Here is a 22,674-nt window from a genome sequence, read left to right on the forward strand (position 1 = left end):
ACGCGGCAAGACGGGACCCGTTCGACGGGAGATATCAGGAATAATACTTAGATTCTCGTCTTTCATGTCATGAGCCCGGAAAACATTTCATGGCATCCGGCCCGGATCGCCGGATGCCTCCACGCATCAGGACCTGATCACGCAGACCGGCCTGGCAGCCCGCCAGGCCGGCCCGGTGTCCCGGCATCAGGGGTGTCGCGGGGCCGCTACCGCCCCGCCGTGGCGCCCGCCATGGCCTCCGCCGGCTGCCGGCCGCGCATGGACGACCACAGCGCCCAGCCGAGCAGCCCCGCCGTGCAGGCCAGCAGGGTCGCGCTGATCGGCCGCTCGATGAACACTGCCGGGTCGCCGCGGCTGAGCAGCATGGCCCGCCGCAGGTGCTCCTCCATAAGCGGTCCCAAAATGAAGCCGAGCACCAGCGGCGCCGGCTCGAAGCGCAGCAGCAGCATGACATAGCCCAGCAGGCCGAACAGCATGACCATCAGCACGTCGAAATAGCTGTTGTTCACGCTGAACACGCCGATGCAGATGAACAGCAGGATCGCCGGGTAGAGGATGCTGTAGGGGATCTTCAGCATCCGCACCCAGATGCCGATCAGCGGCAGGTTCAGGATCACCAGCATCACGTTGCCGATCCAGAAGCTGGCGATCAGCCCCCAGAACAGCTCCGGATGCTCGGTGACCAGCCGCGGCCCGGGCTGGATGCCCTGGATGATCAGCGCGCCGAGCATCAGCGCCATCACCGCATCGCCGGGGATGCCGAGGGTCAGCGTCGGGATGAAGGCGGTCTGCGCCGCGGCGTTGTTCGCGCTCTCGGGCGCGGTCACGCCCTCCACCGCGCCCTTGCCGAAGCGCGAGGGGTCCTTGGCCACCCGCTTCTCCACCGCATAGGACATGAAGGAGGCGATGGTCGAACCGGCGCCGGGCAGCGCGCCGAAGAAGGCGCCGACCCCGGTGCCGCGCAGCATCGGCGCCCAGGACCGGCCCATGTCGTCGCGCGTCGGCACCATGGAGCGGAAGGTGATCTTCTGCGCCTTCAGCCGGCCGCTGTCGATGCGGCCGATGCTGGCGATCACCTCCGACACGCCGAACAGGCCCATGGCCAGCGCCACCAGGCTGATGCCGTCCGAGAGGTAGGGGATGTCGAAGGTGAAGCGCTGCTGCCCCGTCTGCACATCGGTCCCGACCATGCCCAGCGCCAGGCCGAAGATGACCATGGCGATGCCCTTCACCGGCGAGCCCTGCGCCAGCGTCGCCGCGGCGATCAGGCCGAGCAGCATCATGGCGAAGTAGTCCGCCGGCCCGAACATCAGCCCGACCTCCGCCAGCTTGGGCGAGAAGGCCGTGAGGATGATGATGCCGAGGCTGGCGCCGACGAAGGAGGCGATGGTGGTCATGAACAGCGCGACGCCGGCGCGGCCCTGCTTCGACATCGGGTAGCCGTCCAGGCAGGCGACGGCGGCCGAGGGCGTGCCCGGCAGGTTCAGCAGGATGGAGGCGGTGGAGCCGCCATACTGCGCGCCGTAATAGATGCCGGCGAGCATGATGATCGCCGTCGTCCCCGGCACGTGGAAGGTCAGCGGCAGCAGCATCGAGATGGTGGCGAGCGCGCCGATGCCCGGCAGCACCCCGATGAAGGTGCCGAGGAAGACGCCGATGAAGCAGTAGAACAGGTTGGTCGGCGAGAAGGCCGTGGCGAAGCCCAGGCCGAGATTGGCGATCATCTCCATCAGGCGGGGCTCCACCGGAAGGCGGGGATCGGGATGCCGAGCCCCTGGGAGAAGATGAGAACGCCGAGCGCCGAGAGCGCGACGGCGAGCAGCGCGGTGCGGATTGGCCGGAAGCCCGGCTCGGCGAGGGCAGCGAGCCCGACCAGGGCGATGGTCGCCGGCACCAGGCCGAAGGGCTCGATCAGCCAGGCGAAGGCCAGGATGCCGGCGAGGATCGACAGGAAGGACCGGACCGAGATCCGCGGCCCCTCGCCGCTGCGGAACAGCGCCGGCACTGCCAGCAGCGCCCCGAAGACCATCAGCAGCACGGCGAGCGCGGCGGGGAAGAAGCCCGGCCCCATCCGCCGCAGCGTGCCGAAATCGTATTCCGCCGCGGCATGGGCGTAGACCCAGCCGCCGAACAGGACGAGGCCGACGCCGCCGACCACGTCCACATAGTCGCGCGAGAGCCGCATCAGCGCGCCTCCGCCGCCGCTGCCGGCCGGGTCATCCGCCGCGCTCCCGCTCCGCGCCCGCTGGGGGCGGGTCGCCCCAGAAGCGGCGGAGTTCCTCGGCGCGCGCCGCATGGCCCTCCGCCGTGGCGAAGGCGGCGCGGTCCACTCGCGGCGCGGCGTCCAGCTCGCGCCGGCTCATGTCCAGCACGAAGGTGTCGAGGCCGGGCGTCACGCGCAGCCGGTGCCAGGGCACCGCCACATGGTCCCGGCCGAGGCCGAGGAAGCCGCCGCGCCCGACCACGACATAGGCGGGCGCGCCGCCGCGCGGGTCGGCCACCAGATCGGCGATCCGGCCCAGCCGCTCGTCCTGCGGGCTGCGCAGCTCGGCGCCCGTGATCGAGTCCAGCGGCAGACCGCCCGCCTGCCGCATGACCGGCACCGCGAGGGCGAGCTGCTTCTGCCGCCAGCTCGTGATGCCTGCCGGGTCCACCCCGGCCTCGCGGAGCTGCGCGACGAAGGCGTCGTAGGAGTCCTGCGCCTCGGCGAGCACCGCCTGGCAGGCCTCCTCCTTGCCGTTCTGCGCCAGGATCTGCGCGGCGGCGAAGAGCGTGCGCACGGCCTGGGCCGGCGCCGCGCGCCAGTCCGCGCCGGCGAAGGGGTTGGCGGTGGCCTCGGCCTCCCGGCCGGCCGGCCGGGCCGGCGCCACCCCGGCCACCGGGGCACCGCCCGCCGCGACCAGGCCGGGTGCCCGGGCCCCGAGATTCGGCTCCGTGCCCGGCGGCGCCGACACGCCGCTCCAGCCGAAGCTCGCGCGGTAGCCGCTGACCCAGAAGCCCTCCGCATCCATGCGCCGGTCCAGCGCGGCGAGCGCCTCCTGGCAGGCGGTACCGGCGGGCTCCGCGCCCGGCCGCGCCGGATCGCCGGCCGGGGGTGGCGCCTGCGCGGCGGCCGGCCCGGCGATGGCCAGCAGGACCGCCAGGGCGGAGGCATCGGCCCGCCACCGAGTCGTTGCGCCCATCTCTTCCTCCACGAATTCATCGCTCCCCCGGCCGGCAGAGCGCCTGTCCTGGCGGGGCGATGCCGGCCAACGGGCGCGCGGGGGTCCGGTTCTTCACCTCCACGGGAAAACGCGGCCGGTCAGGAAACCCGGACGTCCGTGTCCGTCCCGGCGGACCATGCGGCGGCCCGCCGTCCGCCGGCGCGGACGCGGCCGCCGCCCGGGCGACCGCCGGCGCCGCGGGGCGTTGACGGGACGAACCTGCCTCCAGATCGCCGCCGCCATGCCGCTCCGCCCACCCACCATGCCCTGCGCGGTCCGCGTGCCCCTGCTTGCCGGGCTCGTGGTCTTCGTCGTTGCCCTGGCCACCGGCCAACTCGTCCTCTGGGGGATGGGGCGGCAATTGGACCGGGAGGCGGAGCGGGTCGGGCGGGTCTATCTCGACGGGCTCTCCGCCGCCGTGCTGCCGGCGCTGCGCGCCGGGGACGGGGCGGCGCTGCAGGCGGCGCTGGACCGCGCCCTGGGCTTCCAGGAGGGGATCGCGGAGCGCCGGCTGGTGGTCGCCACCCCGGCCGGCACGCCGCTCGCCGCCGCCGGCATCGGGCCGGAACCCGGCTGGCCCGCCCCCTTCAACCGCGGCGTCCTCGGCACCGCCTGGGAGTACTCGGAGGATGGCGACGCAGTCTGGGCGCAGCGGCCACTGCCGGACGATGCGGGCGAGGTCGTCGCGCTGGTCGCGGCCAAGCTCGACCTCTCGCCCCTGGCGCGGCACCGGAAGCGGCTGGAGCTCGGGCTGTTCGGCATCGCCGCCGGTCTCGCGGGCCTCGGCGCCGCGCTCGCGGTGCTGACGGCGCGGCGGGCGATCCGGCCCGTCCTCTCCGTCGCCGAGGCGCTGGGACGCGCTGGCGCGGGCGAGCTCCGGCCCATCCCGGCCGAGGCCCGCCCGGCGCCCGGGACGGAGGCCGCGCGGCTCGCCGCCGCCTTCGACGGCATGGTCGCCCGCCTGGCCGAGCGCGAAAGGCTGGCCGAGCGCCTGGCCGAGCGCGAGCGGGCGGCGCTGCTCGGCCGGCTCGCCGCCACCCTGGCGCATGAGGTGCGCAACCCGCTCGCCGGCATGCTCACCGCGGTGGAGACGGCGCGCGACTTCGGCGACGACCCGGCCGAGCGGCGGGAGGCGCTGGAGGTGCTGGAGCGCGGCCTGCAGCAGATCGACCGCGTCGTCACCTCGACGCTCGCGCTGCATCGGGATGAGGGCCCGCCCCGCCCGCTCTCGCCGGCGGATCTCGAGGACCTGCAATTGCTGGTCGCGCCGGAGGCGCGGCGGCGCGGCGTGGTGCTGGACTGGCGGGTGGCGCTGCCCCGCCCCTTCCCGGCGGATGCGCCGCGGGTGCGGCAGGCGGTGCTGAACCTGCTGCTGAACGCCGTCTCGGTCACGCCGGCCGGCGCCGCGGTGGTGCTGGAGGCGGGTGTGGCGGCGGAGGGCTGGCTGGAGGTCGCGGTGACCGATGCCGGCGCCGGGCTGCCCGGCGAGGCGCGGGTGCAGCTCGGTCTCGACCCCGGCCCGGCGGAGGATACGGCGCCGGCCGGCGCGGGCCTCGGGCTGGAGGTCGTGCGCGAGCTCGGCCGGCGCCTCGGCGCGCAGCTTGCCGTCTCGGCCGGCCCGGAGAGCCTCGGGACGCGGATCGCCCTGCGCCTGCCGCCGCGCGACGGCCTGCCGGCGGAGACGGCGCCGGCCGGGCCGGGCCGCGGCACGCCGGCAGAGGTGCCGGCATGAGCGGCGGCGCCCCGCGGGCCGGGTCGGGCCCCGGCTATGCCATCGGCCGCGGGCTCGCCACGGCCGCGCCGGCGCGGGCCGCGGGCACCTCGGTCGTGCTGATCGAGGACGACCCGGTGCTCGGCCAGTCCCTGATGCAGCGGCTGCGGCTGGAAGGCGTGGCGGCCCACTGGGCACGCAACGCCGCCGAGGGCGAGGCGCTGCTGCGCCGCCACCGCCCGACCCTCGTCGTCTGCGACATCCGCCTGCCCGATGGCAGCGGGGAGGCACTGCTCGCCCGGCTGATGCCGGAGCTGGGCGGCGTGCCGGTGGTGGCGGTGACCGCCTATGGTGGGGTCGAGCAGGCGGTGCGGCTGATGCGGCTCGGCCTGGACGACTACCTGACCAAGCCCTTCCCGGTGCAGCGGCTGCTCGACAAGCTCGCCGCCTATGCCCGCGGCGCGCCGGCGGCCGTGCCGGAGGCGCCGGGCGACCCCGCGCTCGGCTGGCAATCGCCGCCGATGCGCGCGCTGCAGGCGGCGCTGGCGCGGGTCGCCCCCAGCGATGCGACGGTGCTGCTGGGCGGCGAGAGCGGCGCGGGCAAGGGCGTGGCGGCACGGCGGCTGCATGCCATGGATGCCGCGGGACGGGGCGCCCAGCCTTTCGTGGTGGTGGACTGCCCGGCCCTGCCGGCCGCGACCGAGGCGGCGGAGGCGCTGCTCTTCGGCCGCGGGGCGGGCGAGGCCGGCACGCCCGGGCTGGTGGAGCGGGCCGGCGCCGGCACGCTCTTCCTCGACGAGGTGGCGGAGCTGGGGCCGCCGCTCCAGCTCCGGCTGCTGCGGCTGCTGGAGGAACGCCAGTTCCTGCGCCCGGACGGCCAGGGCGAGGCGCTGCCGCTGCGGGCCCGCATCCTGGCCGCGACCAATGCCGATCTCGCGGCACGGGTCGCGGCCGGCAGCTTCCGCGCGGATCTCTGGTACCGCCTGGCGGTGGTGCAGCTCACCGTGCCGCCGCTGCGCCACCGCGCGGAGGATGTGGTCCCCCTCGCCGGCCATTTCCTGCGCCGCTTCGCGCCGGGCGGGACGGAATTCACCCCGGAGGCGCTGGCGGCGCTGCGCGCCCATGCCTGGCCCGGCAATGTGCGGGAGCTGCGCAACCGGGTCGAACGGGTAGCGCTGCTCGCCGGGACGCCACGGCTCGGGCCCGTGGACCTCTTCCCGGAACGCGGGGCGGAGGAGGCGCGGGCGGAACCGCCCGCCGCGGAGGAGGAGCCGCGGCTGGAGGAGACCACGCCGGGCCGGGCGCCGCGCTCCCTGGCGGAGGCGCGCGATTCGGCGGAGCGCGAGCACATCCGGCGCGTGCTGCTGCGCTGCGGCGGGCGCGTCACCGAGGCGGCGCGGGCGCTCGGCATCTCCCGCACCACCCTGTGGGAGCGGATGCGGCGCCTGGGCGTCCCGGCGCGCTGAAGAGGCGTCGCCTCAGGGCCGCGGGGCGGCGGGAGGCTGCGGCAGGGGCTCGTAAACTGGATAGGAGCGCGGGTGGATCACCTGCTCCGGCGGCCCCGGCACGCGCGGCGGGCCGGCCCGGCCGCAGGCCGCGAGCGGGGCGACCGTCGCCAGCGCCAGCAGGGCGAGGACCAGCCGCCTCATGCCAGCCGCTCCCGCCACTCCGCGGCCATGCGGCGGACATTCTCCGGCGCCGTGCCGCCATAGGAGGTGCGCGAGGCGACCGAGGCCTGCACGGTCAGCACGCCATAGATCCCCTCATGGATGCGCGCCTCCTCCGCCTGCATCTCGGCGAGGCTGAGGCCCGCGAGGTCGCAGCCCCTGGCCTCGGCCTTCGCCACCAGCCGGCCGGTGACATGATGCGCGTCGCGGAAGGGCATCCTCAACTCCCGCACCAGCCAGTCCGCCAGGTCGGTCGCGGTGGAGAAGCCGGCGCCCGCCGCCGCCTCCAGCCGCGCCGCATCCGGCTGCATGTCCCGCATCATGCCGGCGACCGCGGCGAGGCAGAGGGTGAGGTTCTCGGCGGCGTCGAAGATGCCTTCCTTGTCCTCCTGCATGTCCTTGAAATAGGTCAGCGCCAGGCCCTTCAGCACGGTCAGCAGCCCGACCAGCGCGCCGGTGATGCGCCCGGTCTTGCCGCGCACCAGCTCCGCCGCATCCGGGTTGCGCTTCTGCGGCATGATCGAGCTGCCGGTGGTGAAGGCGTCCGACAGCCTGACGAAGCCGAAATAGGGGTTCGTCCAGATCACCACCTCCTCGGCGAAGCGCGACAGGTGCGTCGCGCACATGGCGCAGGCGAAGAGGAATTCGGCGGCGAAGTCGCGCGAGGCGACGCTGTCCAGGCTGTTGCGCGTCGGGCCATCGAAGCCGAGCGCCTTCGCCGTCATGTGCCGGTCGATCGGGAAGCCGGTGCCGGCCAGCGCCGCGGCGCCGAGCGGGCTCTCGTTCATCCGGCGGCGGCAGTCGCGGAGGCGCGAGAGGTCGCGCGAGAGCATCTCGACATAGGCCAGCAGGTGGTGGCCGAAGGTCACGGGCTGCGCCGGCTGGAGATGGGTGAAGCCCGGCATCACCGTGCCGGCATGTTCCTCCGCCCGCGCGACGAGGGCGCGCATCACATCCTCGACCTGGCCGGAGAGGCCGTCGATCGCATCCCGCACCCAGAGCCGGACATCGAGCGCCACCTGGTCGTTGCGGCTGCGCCCGGTATGCAGCCGCTTGCCCGCCTCCCCGATCGCCTGGGTCAGGCGGGCCTCGATGTTCATGTGGATGTCCTCGAGGCCCTCATCCCAGGGGAAGTCCCCGGCCTCGATCCTGGCGGCGATCCGCCCCAGCCCCTCGCGGATGGCGGCCTCGTCCTCGGCGCCGATGATCCCCACATGCGCCAGCATGGCGGCATGGGCGAGGCTGCCGGCGATGTCCTGCCGCCACATCTTGCGATCGAAGCCGATCGAGGCATTGATCGCCTGCATGATGGCGGAGGGCCCGGCGGCGAAGCGCCCGCCCCATTGGGAGTTGCCAGGGGAGTTGGTTGTCACGATGGCTGCGCTTTCCGGTCTTTGGGTGCCCCGCCGGGGGCTGCTTCTGGCGGCCGGGACCCTAGCCGCCGCGCCCTTCGCGCGCAAAGCCCGGGCGGCGGGCCCCTATGGCCGGCTGGTCGAGGGCGAGCCGAAGCCGCTGCCGGATTTCACCTTCACCGATGCCGAGGGGAAGGCGCACCGCGTGGCCGACTTCCCGGGCAAGGGGCTGGTGATCAATCTCTGGGCCACCTGGTGCGCGCCCTGCGTCGCGGAGATGCCGGCGCTGGACAGGGCGCAGGCGGCGCTGGAGGGCGACGGCATCCTGGTGCTCGCCCTCTCCTCCGACCGCGGCGGCCGGGCGCAGGTGGAGCCCTTCTACAGGGAGAGGGGAATCCGGCGCCTCGGCCTCTGGCTCGACCCGCGCGGCGCGGCGGGGCGGGTCATGGGGGTGCGCGGCCTGCCGACCACGATCATCGTGGACCGGCAGGGGCGGGAGCGGGCGCGGCTGGAAGGCGAGGCCGCCTGGGACACGCCACCGATGCTGGAGGCGGTGCGGCGGCTGGTGGGGCCGGCGACAGGGGTGGAGGGGGTGCAGTCGCGGACCTGACCACAGCAGCAAGCCCATCTTTCCATAGGGCATCTTTTGCCAAGCGATTGGGAGCGCGCCTTTGGCCCGAATCGAGTCGTAAAGCTGATAGGAACGATTCTGGACCGCCATTCCGAGGCAGCGCCGCCCTTGGAGAATGAAGAGCAGATCGCACAAATCTCATGGAATGAGAAACACAGGCGTTATACACGAGTTATGCACAGATTAATCCACAGTTGCGTATTAGATACAAAATCTGCGCGGCCGCAGCCTGCGACAAGAGCGGCAATCTGCTTGTGCCGCAGACCTAAACGGTGCATCATTCCTTAATGATCGCTCGCCGATACCGCATTGCATCGAGGGCAATCGCCTCCCCCAAGGAGCGGTTCGAGGCTGAACTGATTAAGCTCCAAACCGAAGTAGCGGACATTGCAAACTGTGAGGCTATGACTGCTGCTAACGAGCGGGATGCCTTCAAAGCCAAGCGCGCGGATATCAAGGCACGCATCATTCTGCTTTTGGAAGCTCTCCACTTTGCAGATCGCAGCGTAAAACCAAAGGCACGCATTGGCGACAAGAGATATCAACTCTTAACAGCATTGCGACACGCCGGCCCGAAGGGGCTAACTTTGGAAGAACTAGCAGAAGCAACAACTTACGAGCGCCGACGAATTCGGGAGCAGCTTGCAACTGACATTGCGGCCCGCATAGTCATCCAAGAAGCCGATATTTATCGGCTCACCGGAAAAGGCATCGACCTGCTGGCTCGACATGAAGCTTACCAGCACACTTTAGGCAACCAGCTTCCGCAATCTGGAGCCCCGGTCGAAGACGACACGGACGGCGCAGCAAAGACTTTCGCGCAGCAACGAAGAGGTACCGAATGATCCTGATGTGGCCTTGAGGGGTCACAATACGCGCGCAGCGCGTCGCTGGACCGGGATAATCCTTCGGCCGCAATCCGTAGGGCCCAGCCCAGCACACGTCAGTCAGCAAACCCCAATCAGCTTACGGACGGTAGCCTCTCTCGAGACCGATCGAGAGTCGCACGCTTCATAGCGGTCCGCAAGCCGATCTCTCGAACCTCTCGATCGCGAAAGAAAGCTCAAGTTGAAAATATATGCCGGAAATAGCCGCCGAGAAGGTGTCTCCCTGAGCTATCGCGCGACTGTCACAGTCGATATTCCTCAAAGGGCTAGCCGGGGCGAGCGGCGGGCGACCGCCACGGCAGAAGACGCGGAATTTGTCCGCTTTCTTTGGAAAAGGGGATTCACCCAGGCGCGTGTGGCACAGATAGTCGACCTAAACCCAAACACTGTCAGTCGACTTCTCCGCCAAGGCAGGCGTCTCAAGGGCAGTCCTCAAGGTGATCTTGGCTTCTGAATGACTGAAGGGCGGGTGTCGCCTGCACGACGCCCGCTCAGCCTCTTCATAGCCCAATGGGATGCGTGCTACCAAAGCATAGCGAATTGCCGGCCGGTTGTTGGTGAACGGGGTTCGCCATCTTGGCAGATGACTCCTTAGCGGGAAGAGAAGACGGTTTGCACTTTCCTTCTGCAAAGCCAACTCGGTCGAGTGCTCAAGCCGGGTACGTAGGCGGTAGCAACAGCCCGCCATGGCTTATCCCGCCCGCCGCGGCACGATGATGTTCGGCACGATCACCTGCACCGGCTCATCCTTCTGGTTCAGCGTCGTGCAGCGCACCCGCAGCATGCCCTGCCCCGGCTTGCTGCGGCTCGGCTTCACCTCCAGCACCTCGGTCTCGACGCGCAGCACGTCGCCCGGCCGCACCGGGCGGGGCCATTCCAGCATCTCCATCCGGCCCCCGATCACGCCCCAGGCCGGGGGGAAGCTCTCCACGATCAGCCGCATGGTCATCGCGGCGGTGTGCCAGCCGCTCGCGGCCAGGCCGCCGAAGGGCGTCGCCTTGGCCGCCGCGTCATCCAGGTGGAAGGGCTGCGGGTCCCAGCGCCGGGCGTAGTCGAGGATCTCCGCCTCGGTCACCGCATAGGGGCCGGAGCGGAAGACCTGCCCCGCCGCGAAATCCTCCAGATACATGCGCTCCATGGCCCTGCCCTCCCCGTGATGCTGTGGCGGCGATTCACGCCCTTGGCAGTCCGCCTCGGGCGATCGCGGCCAGTTCCGGCGGCGATTCACGCCCTCGGCGTCCCGCCTCGGGCGGTCGCGGCCGGGGGCATCAGGCTACCCGCGCCCCGCGCCGGGTCCAAAGCGCCAGGACCAGTACGCCCAGCGCCGCCACCAGGAAGGCGCCGCGATAGCCCAGCGCTGTCAGCCCGAGCCCGAAGGCGAGCGACCCGGCGCTCTGCCCCAGGAACAGCGCCAGGGCGAAGCCGCCGACGGCCGTGCCCCGCGCCTCCGGCAACGCCTCGGTCGCCAGCGTCTGCAGCACCCCGTGGAACATGTAGAAGGCAAGGCCGAGCGCCACCTGCACCCCCGCCACCACCGGCCAGGCGGGCGCCAGCGCCAGCGCCGCGAGCAGCACGCCGAGCCCGCAGCCGCCGATGGTCAGCAGCCCCTTCTCCCCGAAGCGCTTCAGCAGCGGCCGCGCGAAGCGGGTATAGGCGAAGGCGCCGAGGCCGAAGCCGGCGACGATTAGCCCCGCCTCCGCCGCGTTGCGGCCGAAGACCTCGATGAGGAAGGAGCCGGTGAAGGGGAAGGCCCCGCCGAAGAGCAGGAAGCCGTCGAGGAAGGCGACGGCCATCAGCCAGCGGCCGGACGGCTTCTGCAGCAGGTCGAGATAGGCCGCCATGCCCCGCCCGCCGCCCCCGCCGGCCGGGCTGCGCCAGAGCGCGGGGCCGAGCCGCGCCCCCAGCACCGTGCCGACGCCGAGCGCCAGCACGCCCAGCACGACGAAGGGCACCCGCCAGCCCGCGGCCTCCGCCAGCACGCCGGAAACCGGCCCGGCCAGCAGCTGCGCCATGACCATGCCTGTCAGGAAGCGGCTGATGGTCACCTGCCGCTCGGCATAGGGGACGCTGTCCGCCACATGCGCCATCAGCAGCGGGATGACGGCACCGGCGAAGCAGCCGCACCAGGCGCGCAGGGCGATGAGGCCGGAGAGGCCGGTGACGAAGGCGCTCATCACCAGCCCGGCGCCGAAGAGCAGCACGGCGAAGCAGGCGATCCGCACCTTGCCCAGCCGGTCGCCGAGCGGCCCGGCCACAAGCTGCACCAGGCCATAGGGCAGCACGAAGCCGGCGACGAGCACGGCCGCCTCGGCGACGCGCACCCCGAATTCCGCCGCGATCAGCGGCAGCAGCGGATCCAGCATCCGCATCCCGGCACCGGTGGTGAAGCCGGCGAGGGCGAAGAGGGCAATGGGGATGGCGGGCGGCATGCCCGGCCGATAGGGCGGCCGCCGCCGCGCCGCGTCAAGTCGGGGCCGGGGCGATGCCCCGTGCCGGGCGGCTGCCGCCCTGGGAGCAGATGCCGGGCGGGCGTGAACGCCCGGGAGCGTGAATCCGCCCTTCAGCCAGTGGCCTGCCGCGGATTGGCATGCGGAGAGGAGGGCAATCCGCTGTCGTCCTGCATGGCGGCCCCGGGGCGGATGCGAGGACGCCCCGGTCATGGGCCGGGCGCTCACATCGCCGGTCCAGCCGGGCCGGAGCGCCCGGCGCAGGCGACGGTGCGGAGGGCGCGACCGTTCCAGCCCTCCCCCTTGCGCGCTTCGGGCGGCCGGCGCGGTCCGCGCCTATCCCGCCGCGGGGTCCAGCGCTTCCGCCACCTTCTCCTTCTGCCGGCGGGGCAGCAGCTTCATCAGCAGGATGAAGGCCGAGAGCAGCAGGCAGATGCCATTGGTCAGGATGAGCGGCCACTGCCACAGCAGCAGCCCGTAGGTGAGCCAGAGCGAGAAGCCCACCACCGTGACCACATACATCCGCGTGGAGATGGAGGTGGTGTCGCGGGTGCGGATCACCTTCCAGGCCTGCGGCACGAAGCTGGTGGTGGAGCAAAGGGTGGCAAGCCCGCCGACGATCGTGGCGGCATCCATGCGGCGGTCTCCGGTGGCACAGGCGCTGGCGGGCGGGGCGGCCCGGTGGCAATCCCCATGCTGCGTTGGGAAGGCGGCTGCGCCCCCGGCGGCACCGGGCGCGCCGGCCCTCAACCCGGGCGCTGGCCCAGGGTTCCTGGCTGCGTTGACAGCGCAACGGCAGCCGGGAGAGCCTGCGGCGGAGGAGACGCCCAAGGGCCATCATGACCGACACGCCCGCCCTGCTCGGCCAGGGTTTCCATTGGCAGGACCTGCGGCCGGGCCAGCGCTTCCGCACCTTCCGCCGCACGGTAACGGAGGCCGACCTGGTCGGCTTCGTCGCCGTGACGGGGATGCAGGAGCCGCTCTTCGTCGATGCGACGCTCGAGGGCGCGCTCGGCCCGCGGCCGGTGCCGGCCGCCCTGACCCATGCGCTGATCGAGGGCATCGTGCTGCACGGCATGGCGCATGGCACCGGCCTGGCGCTGCTGGAGACCACCATCCGCGCCCGGGCGCCGGTCCGGGTCGGCGACACGATCGGGGCGGAGGTGACGGTGACGGAGGTCCGCCCGACCTCGGCCGGCAACCGCGCCGTGGTCACCAGCGCCATAACGATCACGAACCAAGGGGGAGAGACGGTGATGGACTACACGGTGGTCCGCCTGATGGCGGGGCGGGCATGATCGCGCGCCGGGTGCTGCTGGGCGCGGCGCTGGCCGCCCCGATGGTCGCGCGGGCGCAGGAGGCGCAGCCGATCCGCCTGGTCATCGCCTTCCCGGCCGGCGGCCCCACCGATGTCATCGGCCGGCTGGTCGGGGAGCGGATGGGCCGCGCCCTGGGCCGGATCGTGGTGATCGAGAACCGCGGTGGGGCGAACGGCAACATCGCGGCCGAGGCGGTGGCGCGGTCGGAGCCGGACGGGACGGTGCTGCTCTACAACACCTCCTCCATCGCCATCAGCCGGGCCCTCTACCGGCGGCTGGGCTACGACCTGCTGCGGGACCTGGCGCCGGTGGCGCTGACGGCCTCCGCCCCCTCCCTGCTGGTGGTGAATCCCCAACTGCCCGTGCGGACACCGGCCGAGTTCATCGCCTGGGCGCGGGCGAACAGCGGGCGGATCAGCTACGGCTCGGGCGGGGTCGGCAACATCTCCCACCTGCAGGTCTTCATGCTGCTGCGGCATATCGGCGCGGAGGCGACGCATGTGCCCTATCGCGGCACCGCGGCGGCGCTGACCGATGTGGCGGCGGGGACCGTCCAGTTCATGTCGGATGCCTTCAACACCGCCCTGCCGCTGGCGCGGGACGGGCTGGTGCGGCCGATCGCCGTCTCCTCCCTCGAACGGGCGCCGCTGCTGCCCGAGGTGCCGACCATGGCGGAGGGCGGGCTGATGCCGCCCGGCAGCGATACCGGCATCTGGCAGGGCATCATGGCGCCGGCGCGGACCCCGCCGGCCACCATCGCGCGGCTGAACGCGGCGGTGAATGCGGCGCTGGCGGATGAGGAGGTGAAGGCGCGGCTCGCGGCCATGGGCGCCCGCCCGACGGGCGGCAGCGCCGAGGCGTACGGGCGCACCCTGGCGAGCGAGATCGAGCTCTGGGCGCGGGTGGTGCGGGAGAGCGGGGCGACGGCGGAGTAGCGTGGATCGCGCGCAGGGTTGGTGTGGCGGCTGCTCGCCGGACAGGAAGCCATGCCGGTCAGCATTCATGCTGGCCGGCATGCACGGGACACCCTGCGGAGCACGCGGCGCTGGGACCCCGTTGCCCGGAGCGCCTCCGCTCGTCACTCGATGGCATGCGACGGATTACCTCCGGGCACGTATGCCATCCGCTGTCGTCAGGCCGTCGCCGGCTTCCGCTCCCGCTCGCTCTCCGTCTTCAGCTGCCCGCAGGCCGCCAGGATGTCCCGCCCGCGCGGCCGGCGGATCGGGCTGGAATAGCCGGCCTCGTTCAGGATGGCGGCGAACCTCGCCGTCTGCTCATAGGTGCTGGTCTGGTAGGGGCTGCCGGGCCAGGGATTGAAGGGGATCAGGTTCACCTTCGCGGGCAGGCCCTGCAGCAGCCGCACCAGCTCCCGCGCCTCGGCTTCCGAATCATTCACGCCGCGCAGCATGACGTATTCGAAGGTGATGCGCCGGGCATTGCTGGCGCCGGGGTAGCGCCTGCAGGCCGCCATCAGCTCGGCGATCGGGTATTTCCGGTTCAGCGGCACGATCTCGTTGCGCAGCTCATCCGTCACCGCATGGAGCGAGACCGCGAGGTTCACCCCCAGCTCCTCCCCGCAGCGGTCCATCATCGGCACCACGCCGCTCGTGCTCAGCGTGATCCGCCGGCGCGAGAGCCCGATGCCCTCATGGTCCATGATGATCTTCAGCGCCTTGGCGGTGTTCTCGTAGTTGTAGAGCGGCTCGCCCATCCCCATCACGACGATGGTGGAGAGCAGGCGCGGCTTGTCATCCTTCGGGCTCGGCCACTCGCCATAGGAATCGCGCGCCGCCATGAACTGCCCGACGATCTCGGCGGCGCCCAGGTTGCGCACCAGCTTCTGCGTGCCGGTATGGCAGAAGCGGCAGGAGAGGGTGCAGCCGACCTGGGTGGAGATGCAGACGGCGCCGCGGTCCTCCTCCGGATCGGGGATGTACACCGTCTCCACCTGCTGGCCGTCGCGGAAGCGGAACAGGAACTTGCGGGTCTCGTCCCGGCTGGTCTGCACCGTCGCCGGCTCCGGCCGGCTGACCACGAAACGCTCCGCCAGCTTCTGCCGCATCGGGCCGGCGATGCTGGTCATCTTGGCGAAGTCGGTCTCGCCCTGGTGGTAGATCCAGTGCCAGAGCTGCTTGGCGCGGAAGGGCTTCTCGCCCATCGCCGCCATCTCGGCCGTCAGCTCCTCGCGCGAGAGGCCGACCAGCTCCCGCCGCCCGTCCGGCAGGGTGATCGGCGGCGGGTTGAACAGGGCGGTCTTGGCCAGGATGCGGTCGCGCTCGGTGGCCGTGAGCTCGGCCGCGCCCGGGGTGATGGCGTTCATCGCCGGCCTCCGCCGCCCGTCGGGCATTCCTTGGAAATTGCGTCATAGGCCGCGCTGAAGCCCGCCAGCGGGAAGGTGTCGCTGACCGTGCCGCGGCCATTGGCGCCAGGGGCCTTCATCACCGCCTCCCGCCCGCCCCGGAAGGCGCGCACCGCCGCCGCCCCGTCCCGCGCCGCGGCGATGGAGCCGGAGGTGTAGAAGGGCAGGTCGGTGCCGCCCACGTTCACGGCGGGCTCGGCGCCCCGCGGGAAGGCGTAGCCGGCCGAGATCGTCACCGTGTCGCGGGCCGATGGCCGGTGCGTGACGGTCAGCAGGACGCCCTGGCGGTTGCCGTCCGACTTGCTCGGGCGGGCGAAGGCATAGCAGGTCTTCTGCCCGCCCTCGGTGAAGCTGGCCGCGGTCCAGGACTGGTACTCGCCCAGCTTCTGCGGGCGCGGCTGCTGCGCCGCCGCCAGCGCGGGCGCGAGCAGCAGGGCGGCGAGCAGGGTGAGGCGGGATTGCATACGCATAACCGTTAGATACGGGCGCGGGGGGCCATCAGCAACCAGTATGGCCCCTGCGCCGCTCCCGTCCTATGCAGCCCAGCCATGACCGACCCCGCCGACCGCCAGCTTGCCGCCCAGTACGAGGCCTATCCCTACCCCGCCCGCGACCCGCGGGAGGAAGCCCGGAGGCTGATCGTCGGCAGCCCGAGCCACCTGCGCGAGATCGACCACTGGATCTTCGGCGCCCGGCGGCCTGCCTCCCGGCCGCTGCGAGCCCTGGTCGCCGGCGGCGGCACCGGGGACGGCACCATCATGCTGGCGCAGCAGATGGCCTGGGCGGGGCGGCCGGGCAGCGTCACCTGGCTGGACCGCAGCGGCGCGGCGCGGAAGGTCGCGGAAGCCCGGGCGGCGGCGCGGAAGCTGGACAACATCCGGTTCGAGGAAGGCTCGCTGCTGGACCTGCCCGGCTCCGGCCTCGGCCCCTTCGACTACATCGATTGCTGCGGCGTGCTGCACCACCTGCCGGACCCGCTGGCGGGGCTGAAAGCGCTGGCCTCGGTCCTGGCGCCTGGCGGCGGGCTCGGGCTGATGGTCTATGCGCCGCATGGCCGCACCGGCGTCTACATGCTGCAGGACGCGCTGCGCCTGCTGGCCCCCGCCGAGGAGCCGCCGGCGGCGCGGGTGGAGACCGCCCGGAGGCTCTGGAAGCAGGTACCGGAAACCGCCTGGCTGAAGCGCAACCCCTGGCTGACGGACCATCTCTCGGGCGGCGATGCCGGGCTCTACGACCTGCTGCTGAACCCGCGCGATGCCGCCTTCACCGTGCCGGCGCTGGATGCGCTGGTGCGCGCGGCGGGGCTGCGCATCGCCTGCTGGGTGGAGCCGGTGCGCTACGACCCGGATGCCTATCTGCCCGATCCGAAGCTGCGCGCCCGCACCGCGGCGCTGGACCCCGTGCAGCGGGCGGCGCTGGCCGAGGCGATCACCGGCAATATGGGCATCCATATCGTCTACTGCCTCCGCGCCGATGCGCCGGCGGTGGAGCCGCCCTGGGAGGACCCGGCGGCCGTGCCGGTGCTGCGGGAAATGGACGGGCCAAGCCTGGCGAAGGGCCTCCCCAAGGACGGCACCCTGCCCGTCACCTTCGACGGGCTGCGGGTGAACCTGCCGCTCCCGCGCCTCGCCCCCGCCATCCTGCAGCGGGTGGACGGCCGGCGCAGCTTCGGCGCCATCGCCGACGAGCTGGCCGCCAACGGCATCTCGCGCGAGCAGTTCTGGCGCGACCTGCCGGCGCTGCGCCGCAGCATGGAGGCGATGAACCGGCTGCTGATCGCGGCGCCGGCGTGAAGGTGGCATGCCCCGCGGCACGCGCCATGGGGTGTGCCGTGGGGCTTGCCCTTGGGCGTGCCGGCGGCCGAAGCGCCGGACGCTGCGAGGCCGGCCTGCTGCGCCCGTCCGATCCCGCATCGCGGCGGTGCGGCGCATGACGCCCATCATCATCTTCGGCGCCGCGGTGCGGCCGGACAACAGCCCCAGCCCGGCGCTCCGCCGCCGGGTGGAGGCCGCGGCGCGCTTCGGCGCCGGGCTGCCGGACGCCCTCTATCTGCCGACCGGCGGCAAGGGCCGCCATGGCGAGGCCGAGAGCACGGTCATGGCGGCGCTGCTGCGGGAACTCGGCGCCGCGCCCGACCGGATCCGGGAGGAGCCGACGGGGACCGACACGCTCTCCTCCGTGCGGGCCTGCCGGGCCCTGCTGCGCGACCTGGGGCATCAGGGCCCGGTCTTCGCGGCGACCAGCCGCTACCACCTGCCGCGCTGCCTGCTGCTGCTGCGGATCGCCGGCCTGGCGGCGCGGCCGGTGCCGATCGGGCCATCCAGGGCCGATCGCTGGACGCTGCGCTGGTACTGGCGGCTGCGGGAGGTGCCGGCGATCCCCTATGACGCCGCGCTGATGCTCTGGCACCGCCGGGGCTGAGCCCGGCCGGCCCCGCGCCCGGCCCGGCGGCCGGCCCCGCGCCCGGCCCGGCGCGGCGGCCCACCACCGCCCGTAACCAGCCCGGCCGCATCACGCGCCGCCCCGGCCGGGGCTCGGGTGCCGGGACCGGCTCGGGCGCGGTCACCGGCCCAGCCGGGGAAGGGCGGAACCGCCGGGCGCCCCGCCCTTGCCGGCGCGCGGCCCCCACCCGATGCTGCCGCGCCAGGGAGAGAACGCCATGACCGACACCGCCGCCATCGACACTGTCCTGCGCAGCGCCGTGGAGTCCGGCGCCGTGCCGGGGCTCGTCGCGCTGGCCGCCGACCGCGACGGCCCGATCTACGAGGGCGCCTTCGGCCGGCGCGACCTGGATGCGCCGGCGCCGATGACGCCCGATACGGTGTTCTGGATCGCCTCCATGACCAAGGCGATCACCTCGGTCGCGGCGATGCAGCTTGTGGAAGAGGGGCGGCTCCCGCTCGACGCGCCGCTCGGCGGGCTGCTGCCTGATCTGGCGGCACCGCAGGTGCTGGAGGGCTTCGCGGCGGACGGCACGCCCCGGCTGCGGCCGGCGCGGCGGCCGATCACCCTGCGGCATCTCCTGACGCATACCGCCGGCTTCACCTACAACACCTGGAACGCCGCAATGGCGCGCTACATGGAGCGGACGGGCCTGCCGGCGCCGCGCAGCGGCAAGCTGGCCTCGCTCCGCGCGCCGCTGGTCTTCGAGCCGGGCGAACGCTGGGAATACAGCATCGCCACCGACTGGGTGGGCCGTGCCGTGGAGGCCGCCACGGGCCAGCGGCTCGAGGTGATCCTGCAGGAGCGGATCCTCGGCCCGCTCGGCATGGCGGATAGCGGCTTCGTCCCCGGTGCCTCGCAGCGCGCCCGCCGGGCGCGGGTGCACCAGCGCGATGCGGCGGGCGGGCTGACGCCGATCGATTTCCAGCTGCCCGAGGCGCCGGAATTCTTCGGCGGCGGCGGCGGGCTGCTCTCGACCGGGCCGGACTATCTGCGCTTCCTGCGCATGCTGCTGCAGGGCGGCGCGCTGGACGGGGTGCGGCTGCTGCGGCCGGAGACGGTGGCGGAGATGGGCCGCAACCAGATCGGCGCGCTGGAATTCCGGCCGATGCGGAGCGCGCTGCCGGCACTGTCCAACGATTTCGACCCCTTCCCGGGCATGTCCCGCAAATGGGGCCTCGGCTTCCTGATCAACGGGGAGGATGTCCCGGGGCGGCGCGCGGCCGGCAGCCTGGCCTGGGCGGGGCTGGGGAATACCTGGTTCTGGATCGACCCGCGCCGCGGCGTGGCGGGCGTGCTGCTGACGCAGATCCTGCCCTTCGCCGATCCGGCGGTGCTGGAGGTGCTGGGGCGCTTCGAGGCCGCGGTCTATGCCGGGCGGGCGGCATAGAGCAGATCGCGGACGGGCGTGAACGCCCGGGAGCGTGAATCTGCTCGAAAAACAAAGAGCTACAGCGGATGGGCGTTCAGATAGGAACGCAATCCGCTGTAGCCCGCTGCAGGCACGGCGGCCTCAGGCCATGGCGGATCGCGCCCGGGACCGAGCTCGATCCGCTGCGGCTTCCTGTTTCGCGGGCGGCTTCACGCGCCCGGTGGTCCACTTCCCTGCGATCTGCCCTAACCCAGCGTGGCGACGATCTGGCGGTAGGCGGCTTCGGGGAAGGCCTTCAGCGTCTTGGTCCGCACCGCGCCGAGGCTGTTGAGGATCAGCGAGAAGCGCGCCGCCACGGCGTCGTCCGAGGTCTCGTAGACCAGCACCATGTCGTGCTCGCCCATGGTCATCCAGAAGGCGATGAACCGGCCGCCCATCTCCTCCAGCTGGCGCTTGGCCTCATCGAGGCGGCGCGGCGAATCGGCGATCGACCGCGCGCCCTGATCCGTCCAATTCCCGAATGCGATATAGGCTGCCATCTGCCGTCCTCCCCATCCTGCGGGCCGCCACCGATCCGGGCGACGATGCAGCAACGCGGCCCGGGCACGGATGTTGGGCAGCCCTACGGCGGATTGCGTTCCTGTCTGAACGCCGATCCTCTGCAGCTCATGGTCCATGGAGCGGATTCACGCTCCCGGGGTCGTGCGTCAGAAGACCCGGCGACGTGGCACCGGGCCAGGGAGCGATCAGTCGCGCAGCCGGAACACCGGCAGGGTCAGGCCCTCGCCATTCTCCTCGAACCCGATCCGGAGCGGCAGGCCGATGCGCAGCGCCTCCGGCCCGGCGCCGCGGAGCTGCGCCAGCAGCCGCACGCCCTCCGGCAGGTCGGCCGTGACCAGGGTGTAGGGCAGGTCCGGCCGGAAGGCGGGATGGAAGGGGTGGTGCGCCACGGTCCAGCTATGCACCGCCGCCTCGCCGCTGGCCTCCACCCAGTCCACGGCGAAGGAGTGGCAGGAATCGCAGAGCGGGCGCGGATAATGCCGCACCCGCCCGCAGGCGCCGCAGCGCTGCAGCAGCAGGCGGCCGGCCGCCAGCCCCTCCCAATGGGGGCGGCTGTCGGCGGAGGGCTCGGGGACCGGCTTGCGCGGCATGCTGTCCGTCATCGCCCTACCCCCGCGCCATGATGGCGATGGTGCCGTCGCCGAGATCGCCATAGCCGGTGACCAGGCCAAGCTCGGCATCGGGCACCTGCGCCGCCCCGGCCTGGCCGCGCAACTGCCGCACCAGCTCCACCACATGGTTCATTCCGGCCATATGGGCCTGGGAAAGCAGCCCGCCATGCGTGTTCACCGGCAGGCGCCCGCCCAGGCCAAGCGCGCCGCCCTCGACGAAGGCGCCGCCCTCCCCCTTCGCGCAGAAGCCGAGATCCTCCAGCTGGCAGAGAACGATATAGGTGAAGCAGTCATAGATCTCCGCCACGTCGATATCGGCCGGCGTGACGCCGGCCATGGCGAAGGCGCGCGGCGCCGCCTTGGCCAGGCCGAGCCGTGTCATGTCCGGCCGCTGGGTGATGGCGCTGGGGCTGTCCGGATGGCCCTCCGCCATGCCGGTGACCAGCACGCGGGGCTGGCGCAGGTCCCGCGCCCGCTCGGCGGCGCTGACCACCACCGCCGCGCCGCCATCGCTCTCCAGGCTGCAATCCAGCAGCCGCAGCGGGTCGGCGATCATGCGGGAGGCCTGGTGGTCCTCGATGGTGATGGGCTGGGTCATGGTGGCGTTGCCGTTCAGGATGGCATGCGCCCGCGTCGTCACCGCGATCTCGGCGAGCTGCCGGCTGGTGGTGCCGAACAGCTCCATGTGCCGCCGCGCCATCGGCGCGTAGTACTGCGCCGGGGCGATGGCGCCGTGCGGCGCCTCGAACTCCCCGACCGTGCGGAATTGCGGCATCTGCTGGATGCGCGTGCCGATGCGCTGGCCCGTGCGGCCGGTGCGCCCGAGGGGGATCAGCACATGGGCGCAGATCCCGCCGGCGACGGCGGCGACCGCGCATTGCAGCGCGGCGACCGAGCCGGCGCCGCCGAGCGGCGTGACGGTCGAGAAGCGCAGGTCGGGGATGCCGAGATTGGTGACGAAATCCTCGGCCACCACCCCGCCGGTGCCCATCGGCACCACGATGCCGTCGATGTCCCGCGGCGCCAGCCCGGCATCGGCGATCGCCGCCAGCGAGGCCTCCAGCTGCAGGACCAGCGCGCTGCGCGGATCGCCGCCGCCGCGATAGGCCGTCTCCCCGATGCCGGTGACGGCGCCCTTGCCCGAGAGCGTCATGGCGTCTCCTCCCCCTCGCGCTACCAGCAGACCATCAGGCGGTAGCCCTCGCCGTCGCGCGCCACGCGGCCGGCGGTCGGCCCCGCGAAATGCGTGCCGATGACCAGCACCGGCCGACCCGCCATCCCGCCGAAGATGGCGTGCCGCGTCGCCTCCGCCTGGCGCGGGTCGCTGTCGGCCGTGCTGCTCCAGTGCGGCCGGGCAAGCTGGCAGGGGTGGTGGGCGATGTCGCCGGTGATCAGCGCCTCCTCGCCCTCGGACCGGATCAGCACGCTGACATGGCCGGGCGTGTGGCCGAAGCTCGGCACCAGCCGCACCTCCTCGCAGAGTTGGTGGTCGGCCTCCACCAGCTCGGCGAGGCCGGCATCGAGGATGGGCTGCACGCTGTCGGCGAAGACCGCGCGCTGGCTGTCATCGCCCGCCTCCGGCCGCGACCAGTGCTCGAATTCCCGCCGGCCGAAGAGGTAGCGCGCCCGCGGGAAGCTCGGCACCCAGCGCCCGTCCAGCAGCCGCGTGTTCCAGCCGACATGGTCCACATGCAGATGGGTGCAGAGCACGGTGTCGATGCTCTCCGGCGGGAAGCCCGCCGCCGCCATGTCCTGCAGGAATGTCCCCTGCCGGGCATTCCAGTGCGGGATCTTCCGGTCCTGCTTGTCATTGCCGAGGCAGGTATCCACCAGGATCCGCCGCCCACCCGGCGTCCCGATGATCAGGGCATGCACGGAGAGGCGGAGCTTCCCCGCCTCATCGGCAAAGTGCGGGAAGAGCCAGCCGATCTCCCGCACCGCCTCGGGCGTCGCCTGCGGCAGCAGGAAGCGGCTGCCGCCGGTCATCTCCAGCTCCACCACCTTCGTGACGGTGACTTTCCCGATGCTCCACCGCATGGAATGCTCCTTGGCGGTCCGATTCAGACCTTCGCGCCTGTCGGGGCACCCCGCCGGCGCTACGGTCATCGGACC

23 protein-coding genes are annotated in these 22,674 nt (G+C 72.5%); 9 read left to right on the forward strand and 14 right to left on the reverse strand.

Going from position 1 to position 22,674, the window contains the following annotated elements; translation table 11 throughout:
• Positions 1-206: 206 nt before the first annotated feature.
• Genes LHA35_RS06185 through LHA35_RS06195 form a run of 3 tightly spaced genes read right to left on the reverse strand, consistent with a single transcriptional unit; the run spans position 207 to position 3,182 of the window.
• Complete coding sequence (locus LHA35_RS06185; RefSeq protein WP_226605893.1) at positions 207-1,730, reverse strand: tripartite tricarboxylate transporter permease; 1,524 nt, start codon at positions 1,728-1,730, stop codon at positions 207-209.
• Positions 1,730-2,185, reverse strand: a complete 456-nt coding sequence (locus LHA35_RS06190; protein ID WP_226605896.1) for a tripartite tricarboxylate transporter TctB family protein — start codon at positions 2,183-2,185, stop codon at positions 1,730-1,732. The genes LHA35_RS06185 and LHA35_RS06190 overlap by 1 nt, the downstream gene beginning before the upstream one ends.
• A 31-nt stretch (positions 2,186-2,216) precedes the next feature.
• The gene (locus tag LHA35_RS06195) at positions 2,217-3,182 is read right to left on the reverse strand and encodes a PRC-barrel domain-containing protein (RefSeq protein WP_226605898.1); all 966 of its coding nucleotides are present in this window, start codon (positions 3,180-3,182) and stop codon (positions 2,217-2,219) included.
• Between the two features lie 283 nt (positions 3,183-3,465).
• Here LHA35_RS06195 and LHA35_RS06200 point away from each other — a divergent pair, with 283 nt between their 5' ends.
• On the forward strand, positions 3,466-4,935 hold the full coding sequence (locus LHA35_RS06200; RefSeq protein WP_226605900.1) for a sensor histidine kinase: 1,470 nt from the start codon (positions 3,466-3,468) through the stop codon (positions 4,933-4,935).
• Positions 4,932-6,380, forward strand: a complete 1,449-nt coding sequence (locus LHA35_RS06205) for a sigma-54-dependent transcriptional regulator (RefSeq protein WP_226605901.1) — start codon at positions 4,932-4,934, stop codon at positions 6,378-6,380. Before LHA35_RS06200 ends, LHA35_RS06205 begins: the two co-directional genes overlap by 4 nt.
• A 12-nt stretch (positions 6,381-6,392) precedes the next feature.
• Here the strand turns inward: LHA35_RS06205 and LHA35_RS06210 are convergent, their stop codons facing one another.
• Positions 6,393-6,563 (reverse strand): hypothetical protein, encoded by a 171-nt coding sequence (locus LHA35_RS06210; RefSeq protein WP_226605903.1) that lies wholly within the window; start codon positions 6,561-6,563, stop codon positions 6,393-6,395.
• Positions 6,560-7,954, reverse strand: a complete 1,395-nt coding sequence (argH, locus tag LHA35_RS06215; protein WP_226605906.1) for an argininosuccinate lyase — start codon at positions 7,952-7,954, stop codon at positions 6,560-6,562. Before argH ends, LHA35_RS06210 begins: the two co-directional genes overlap by 4 nt.
• Positions 7,955-7,979: 25 nt before the next feature.
• Between argH and LHA35_RS06220 the strand changes: the two genes are divergently transcribed.
• On the forward strand, positions 7,980-8,543 hold the full coding sequence (locus LHA35_RS06220) for a TlpA family protein disulfide reductase (protein WP_226605909.1): 564 nt from the start codon (positions 7,980-7,982) through the stop codon (positions 8,541-8,543).
• 308 nt (positions 8,544-8,851) lie between these two features.
• A complete protein-coding gene (locus LHA35_RS06225; protein WP_226605913.1) occupies positions 8,852-9,409 on the forward strand; it encodes a hypothetical protein in 558 nt (185 codons plus the stop codon).
• Between the two features lie 733 nt (positions 9,410-10,142).
• Here LHA35_RS06225 and LHA35_RS06230 read toward each other — a convergent pair.
• The 3 genes from LHA35_RS06230 to LHA35_RS06240 all read right to left on the reverse strand — a co-directional run bounded on the left by LHA35_RS06230 (position 10,143) and on the right by LHA35_RS06240 (position 12,534).
• Complete coding sequence (locus LHA35_RS06230; RefSeq protein ID WP_226605916.1) at positions 10,143-10,589, reverse strand: MaoC family dehydratase; 447 nt, start codon at positions 10,587-10,589, stop codon at positions 10,143-10,145.
• A gap of 130 nt (positions 10,590-10,719) precedes the next feature.
• Complete coding sequence (locus tag LHA35_RS06235) at positions 10,720-11,880, reverse strand: MFS transporter (protein WP_226605918.1); 1,161 nt, start codon at positions 11,878-11,880, stop codon at positions 10,720-10,722.
• A 354-nt stretch (positions 11,881-12,234) separates the two neighbouring features.
• Positions 12,235-12,534 carry a SemiSWEET family sugar transporter gene (locus tag LHA35_RS06240; protein WP_226605920.1) on the reverse strand — a complete coding sequence of 100 codons (300 nt, stop codon included), beginning with the start codon at positions 12,532-12,534 and terminating at the stop codon, positions 12,235-12,237.
• 203 nt (positions 12,535-12,737) lie between these two features.
• On the opposite strand from LHA35_RS06240, the gene LHA35_RS06245 reads away from it, so the two are divergent.
• Together LHA35_RS06245 and LHA35_RS06250 are read left to right on the forward strand one after the other, a co-directional pair.
• Positions 12,738-13,196 carry a MaoC family dehydratase gene (locus LHA35_RS06245; protein ID WP_226605922.1) on the forward strand — a complete coding sequence of 153 codons (459 nt, stop codon included), beginning with the start codon at positions 12,738-12,740 and terminating at the stop codon, positions 13,194-13,196.
• Positions 13,193-14,152, forward strand: coding sequence for a Bug family tripartite tricarboxylate transporter substrate binding protein (locus LHA35_RS06250; protein ID WP_226605923.1), 960 nt, complete (start codon positions 13,193-13,195; stop codon positions 14,150-14,152). Before LHA35_RS06245 ends, LHA35_RS06250 begins: the two co-directional genes overlap by 4 nt.
• Before the next feature lie 197 nt (positions 14,153-14,349).
• Here the strand turns inward: LHA35_RS06250 and rlmN are convergent, their stop codons facing one another.
• Positions 14,350-15,537 carry a 23S rRNA (adenine(2503)-C(2))-methyltransferase RlmN gene (rlmN, locus tag LHA35_RS06255; RefSeq protein ID WP_226605925.1) on the reverse strand — a complete coding sequence of 396 codons (1,188 nt, stop codon included), beginning with the start codon at positions 15,535-15,537 and terminating at the stop codon, positions 14,350-14,352.
• The gene (locus tag LHA35_RS06260) at positions 15,534-16,046 is read right to left on the reverse strand and encodes an invasion associated locus B family protein (protein ID WP_226605927.1); all 513 of its coding nucleotides are present in this window, start codon (positions 16,044-16,046) and stop codon (positions 15,534-15,536) included. Before LHA35_RS06260 ends, rlmN begins: the two co-directional genes overlap by 4 nt.
• 78 nt (positions 16,047-16,124) lie before the next feature.
• Between LHA35_RS06260 and LHA35_RS06265 the strand changes: the two genes are divergently transcribed.
• The 3 genes from LHA35_RS06265 to LHA35_RS06275 all read left to right on the forward strand — a co-directional run bounded on the left by LHA35_RS06265 (position 16,125) and on the right by LHA35_RS06275 (position 19,408).
• A complete protein-coding gene (locus LHA35_RS06265) occupies positions 16,125-17,369 on the forward strand; it encodes a class I SAM-dependent methyltransferase (protein WP_226605929.1) in 1,245 nt (414 codons plus the stop codon).
• Positions 17,370-17,505: 136 nt separating this feature from the next.
• On the forward strand, positions 17,506-17,997 hold the full coding sequence (locus LHA35_RS06270; RefSeq protein WP_226605932.1) for a YdcF family protein: 492 nt from the start codon (positions 17,506-17,508) through the stop codon (positions 17,995-17,997).
• A 238-nt stretch (positions 17,998-18,235) separates the two neighbouring features.
• A complete protein-coding gene (locus LHA35_RS06275; protein WP_226605934.1) occupies positions 18,236-19,408 on the forward strand; it encodes a serine hydrolase domain-containing protein in 1,173 nt (390 codons plus the stop codon).
• A gap of 227 nt (positions 19,409-19,635) precedes the next feature.
• On the opposite strand, the gene LHA35_RS06280 is transcribed toward LHA35_RS06275, so the two are convergent.
• From LHA35_RS06280 to LHA35_RS06295, 4 genes are all read right to left on the reverse strand, one after another.
• A complete protein-coding gene (locus LHA35_RS06280; RefSeq protein WP_226605938.1) occupies positions 19,636-19,929 on the reverse strand; it encodes a GYD domain-containing protein in 294 nt (97 codons plus the stop codon).
• A gap of 207 nt (positions 19,930-20,136) precedes the next feature.
• Positions 20,137-20,541: a Zn-ribbon domain-containing OB-fold protein gene (locus tag LHA35_RS06285; protein WP_226605941.1), complete on the reverse strand. Its 405-nt coding sequence runs from the start codon at positions 20,539-20,541 to the stop codon at positions 20,137-20,139.
• Between the two features lie 16 nt (positions 20,542-20,557).
• On the reverse strand, positions 20,558-21,715 hold the full coding sequence (locus tag LHA35_RS06290) for a thiolase C-terminal domain-containing protein (RefSeq protein WP_226605945.1): 1,158 nt from the start codon (positions 21,713-21,715) through the stop codon (positions 20,558-20,560).
• Between the two features lie 20 nt (positions 21,716-21,735).
• Positions 21,736-22,599, reverse strand: a complete 864-nt coding sequence (locus LHA35_RS06295; protein ID WP_226605947.1) for an MBL fold metallo-hydrolase — start codon at positions 22,597-22,599, stop codon at positions 21,736-21,738.
• Positions 22,600-22,674 lie beyond the last annotated feature (75 nt).

The sequence above is a fragment of the Roseicella aerolata genome (assembly GCF_020523605.1).
GTDB lineage: Bacteria > Pseudomonadota > Alphaproteobacteria > Acetobacterales > Acetobacteraceae > Paracraurococcus > Paracraurococcus aerolatus.

Excerpts from the sequence above, each read along its gene's own strand:
- LHA35_RS06185 (WP_226605893.1), bottom strand. The coding sequence starts at position 1,730 with ATGGAGATGATCGCCAATCTCGGCCTGGGCTTCGCCACGGCCTTCTCG.
- LHA35_RS06190 (WP_226605896.1), bottom strand. The coding sequence starts at position 2,185 with ATGCGGCTCTCGCGCGACTATGTGGACGTGGTCGGCGGCGTCGGCCTC.
- LHA35_RS06195 (WP_226605898.1), bottom strand. The coding sequence starts at position 3,182 with ATGGGCGCAACGACTCGGTGGCGGGCCGATGCCTCCGCCCTGGCGGTC.
- LHA35_RS06200 (WP_226605900.1), top strand. The coding sequence starts at position 3,466 with ATGCCCTGCGCGGTCCGCGTGCCCCTGCTTGCCGGGCTCGTGGTCTTC.
- LHA35_RS06205 (WP_226605901.1), top strand. The coding sequence starts at position 4,932 with ATGAGCGGCGGCGCCCCGCGGGCCGGGTCGGGCCCCGGCTATGCCATC.
- LHA35_RS06210 (WP_226605903.1), bottom strand. The coding sequence starts at position 6,563 with ATGAGGCGGCTGGTCCTCGCCCTGCTGGCGCTGGCGACGGTCGCCCCG.
- LHA35_RS06225 (WP_226605913.1), top strand. The coding sequence starts at position 8,852 with ATGATCGCTCGCCGATACCGCATTGCATCGAGGGCAATCGCCTCCCCC.
- LHA35_RS06230 (WP_226605916.1), bottom strand. The coding sequence starts at position 10,589 with ATGGAGCGCATGTATCTGGAGGATTTCGCGGCGGGGCAGGTCTTCCGC.
- LHA35_RS06235 (WP_226605918.1), bottom strand. The coding sequence starts at position 11,880 with ATGCCGCCCGCCATCCCCATTGCCCTCTTCGCCCTCGCCGGCTTCACC.
- LHA35_RS06240 (WP_226605920.1), bottom strand. The coding sequence starts at position 12,534 with ATGGATGCCGCCACGATCGTCGGCGGGCTTGCCACCCTTTGCTCCACC.
- LHA35_RS06245 (WP_226605922.1), top strand. The coding sequence starts at position 12,738 with ATGACCGACACGCCCGCCCTGCTCGGCCAGGGTTTCCATTGGCAGGAC.
- LHA35_RS06250 (WP_226605923.1), top strand. The coding sequence starts at position 13,193 with ATGATCGCGCGCCGGGTGCTGCTGGGCGCGGCGCTGGCCGCCCCGATG.
- rlmN (WP_226605925.1), bottom strand. The coding sequence starts at position 15,537 with ATGAACGCCATCACCCCGGGCGCGGCCGAGCTCACGGCCACCGAGCGC.
- LHA35_RS06260 (WP_226605927.1), bottom strand. The coding sequence starts at position 16,046 with ATGCGTATGCAATCCCGCCTCACCCTGCTCGCCGCCCTGCTGCTCGCG.
- LHA35_RS06265 (WP_226605929.1), top strand. The coding sequence starts at position 16,125 with ATGACCGACCCCGCCGACCGCCAGCTTGCCGCCCAGTACGAGGCCTAT.
- LHA35_RS06270 (WP_226605932.1), top strand. The coding sequence starts at position 17,506 with ATGACGCCCATCATCATCTTCGGCGCCGCGGTGCGGCCGGACAACAGC.
- LHA35_RS06275 (WP_226605934.1), top strand. The coding sequence starts at position 18,236 with ATGACCGACACCGCCGCCATCGACACTGTCCTGCGCAGCGCCGTGGAG.
- LHA35_RS06280 (WP_226605938.1), bottom strand. The coding sequence starts at position 19,929 with ATGGCAGCCTATATCGCATTCGGGAATTGGACGGATCAGGGCGCGCGG.
- LHA35_RS06285 (WP_226605941.1), bottom strand. The coding sequence starts at position 20,541 with ATGCCGCGCAAGCCGGTCCCCGAGCCCTCCGCCGACAGCCGCCCCCAT.
- LHA35_RS06290 (WP_226605945.1), bottom strand. The coding sequence starts at position 21,715 with ATGACGCTCTCGGGCAAGGGCGCCGTCACCGGCATCGGGGAGACGGCC.
- LHA35_RS06295 (WP_226605947.1), bottom strand. The coding sequence starts at position 22,599 with ATGCGGTGGAGCATCGGGAAAGTCACCGTCACGAAGGTGGTGGAGCTG.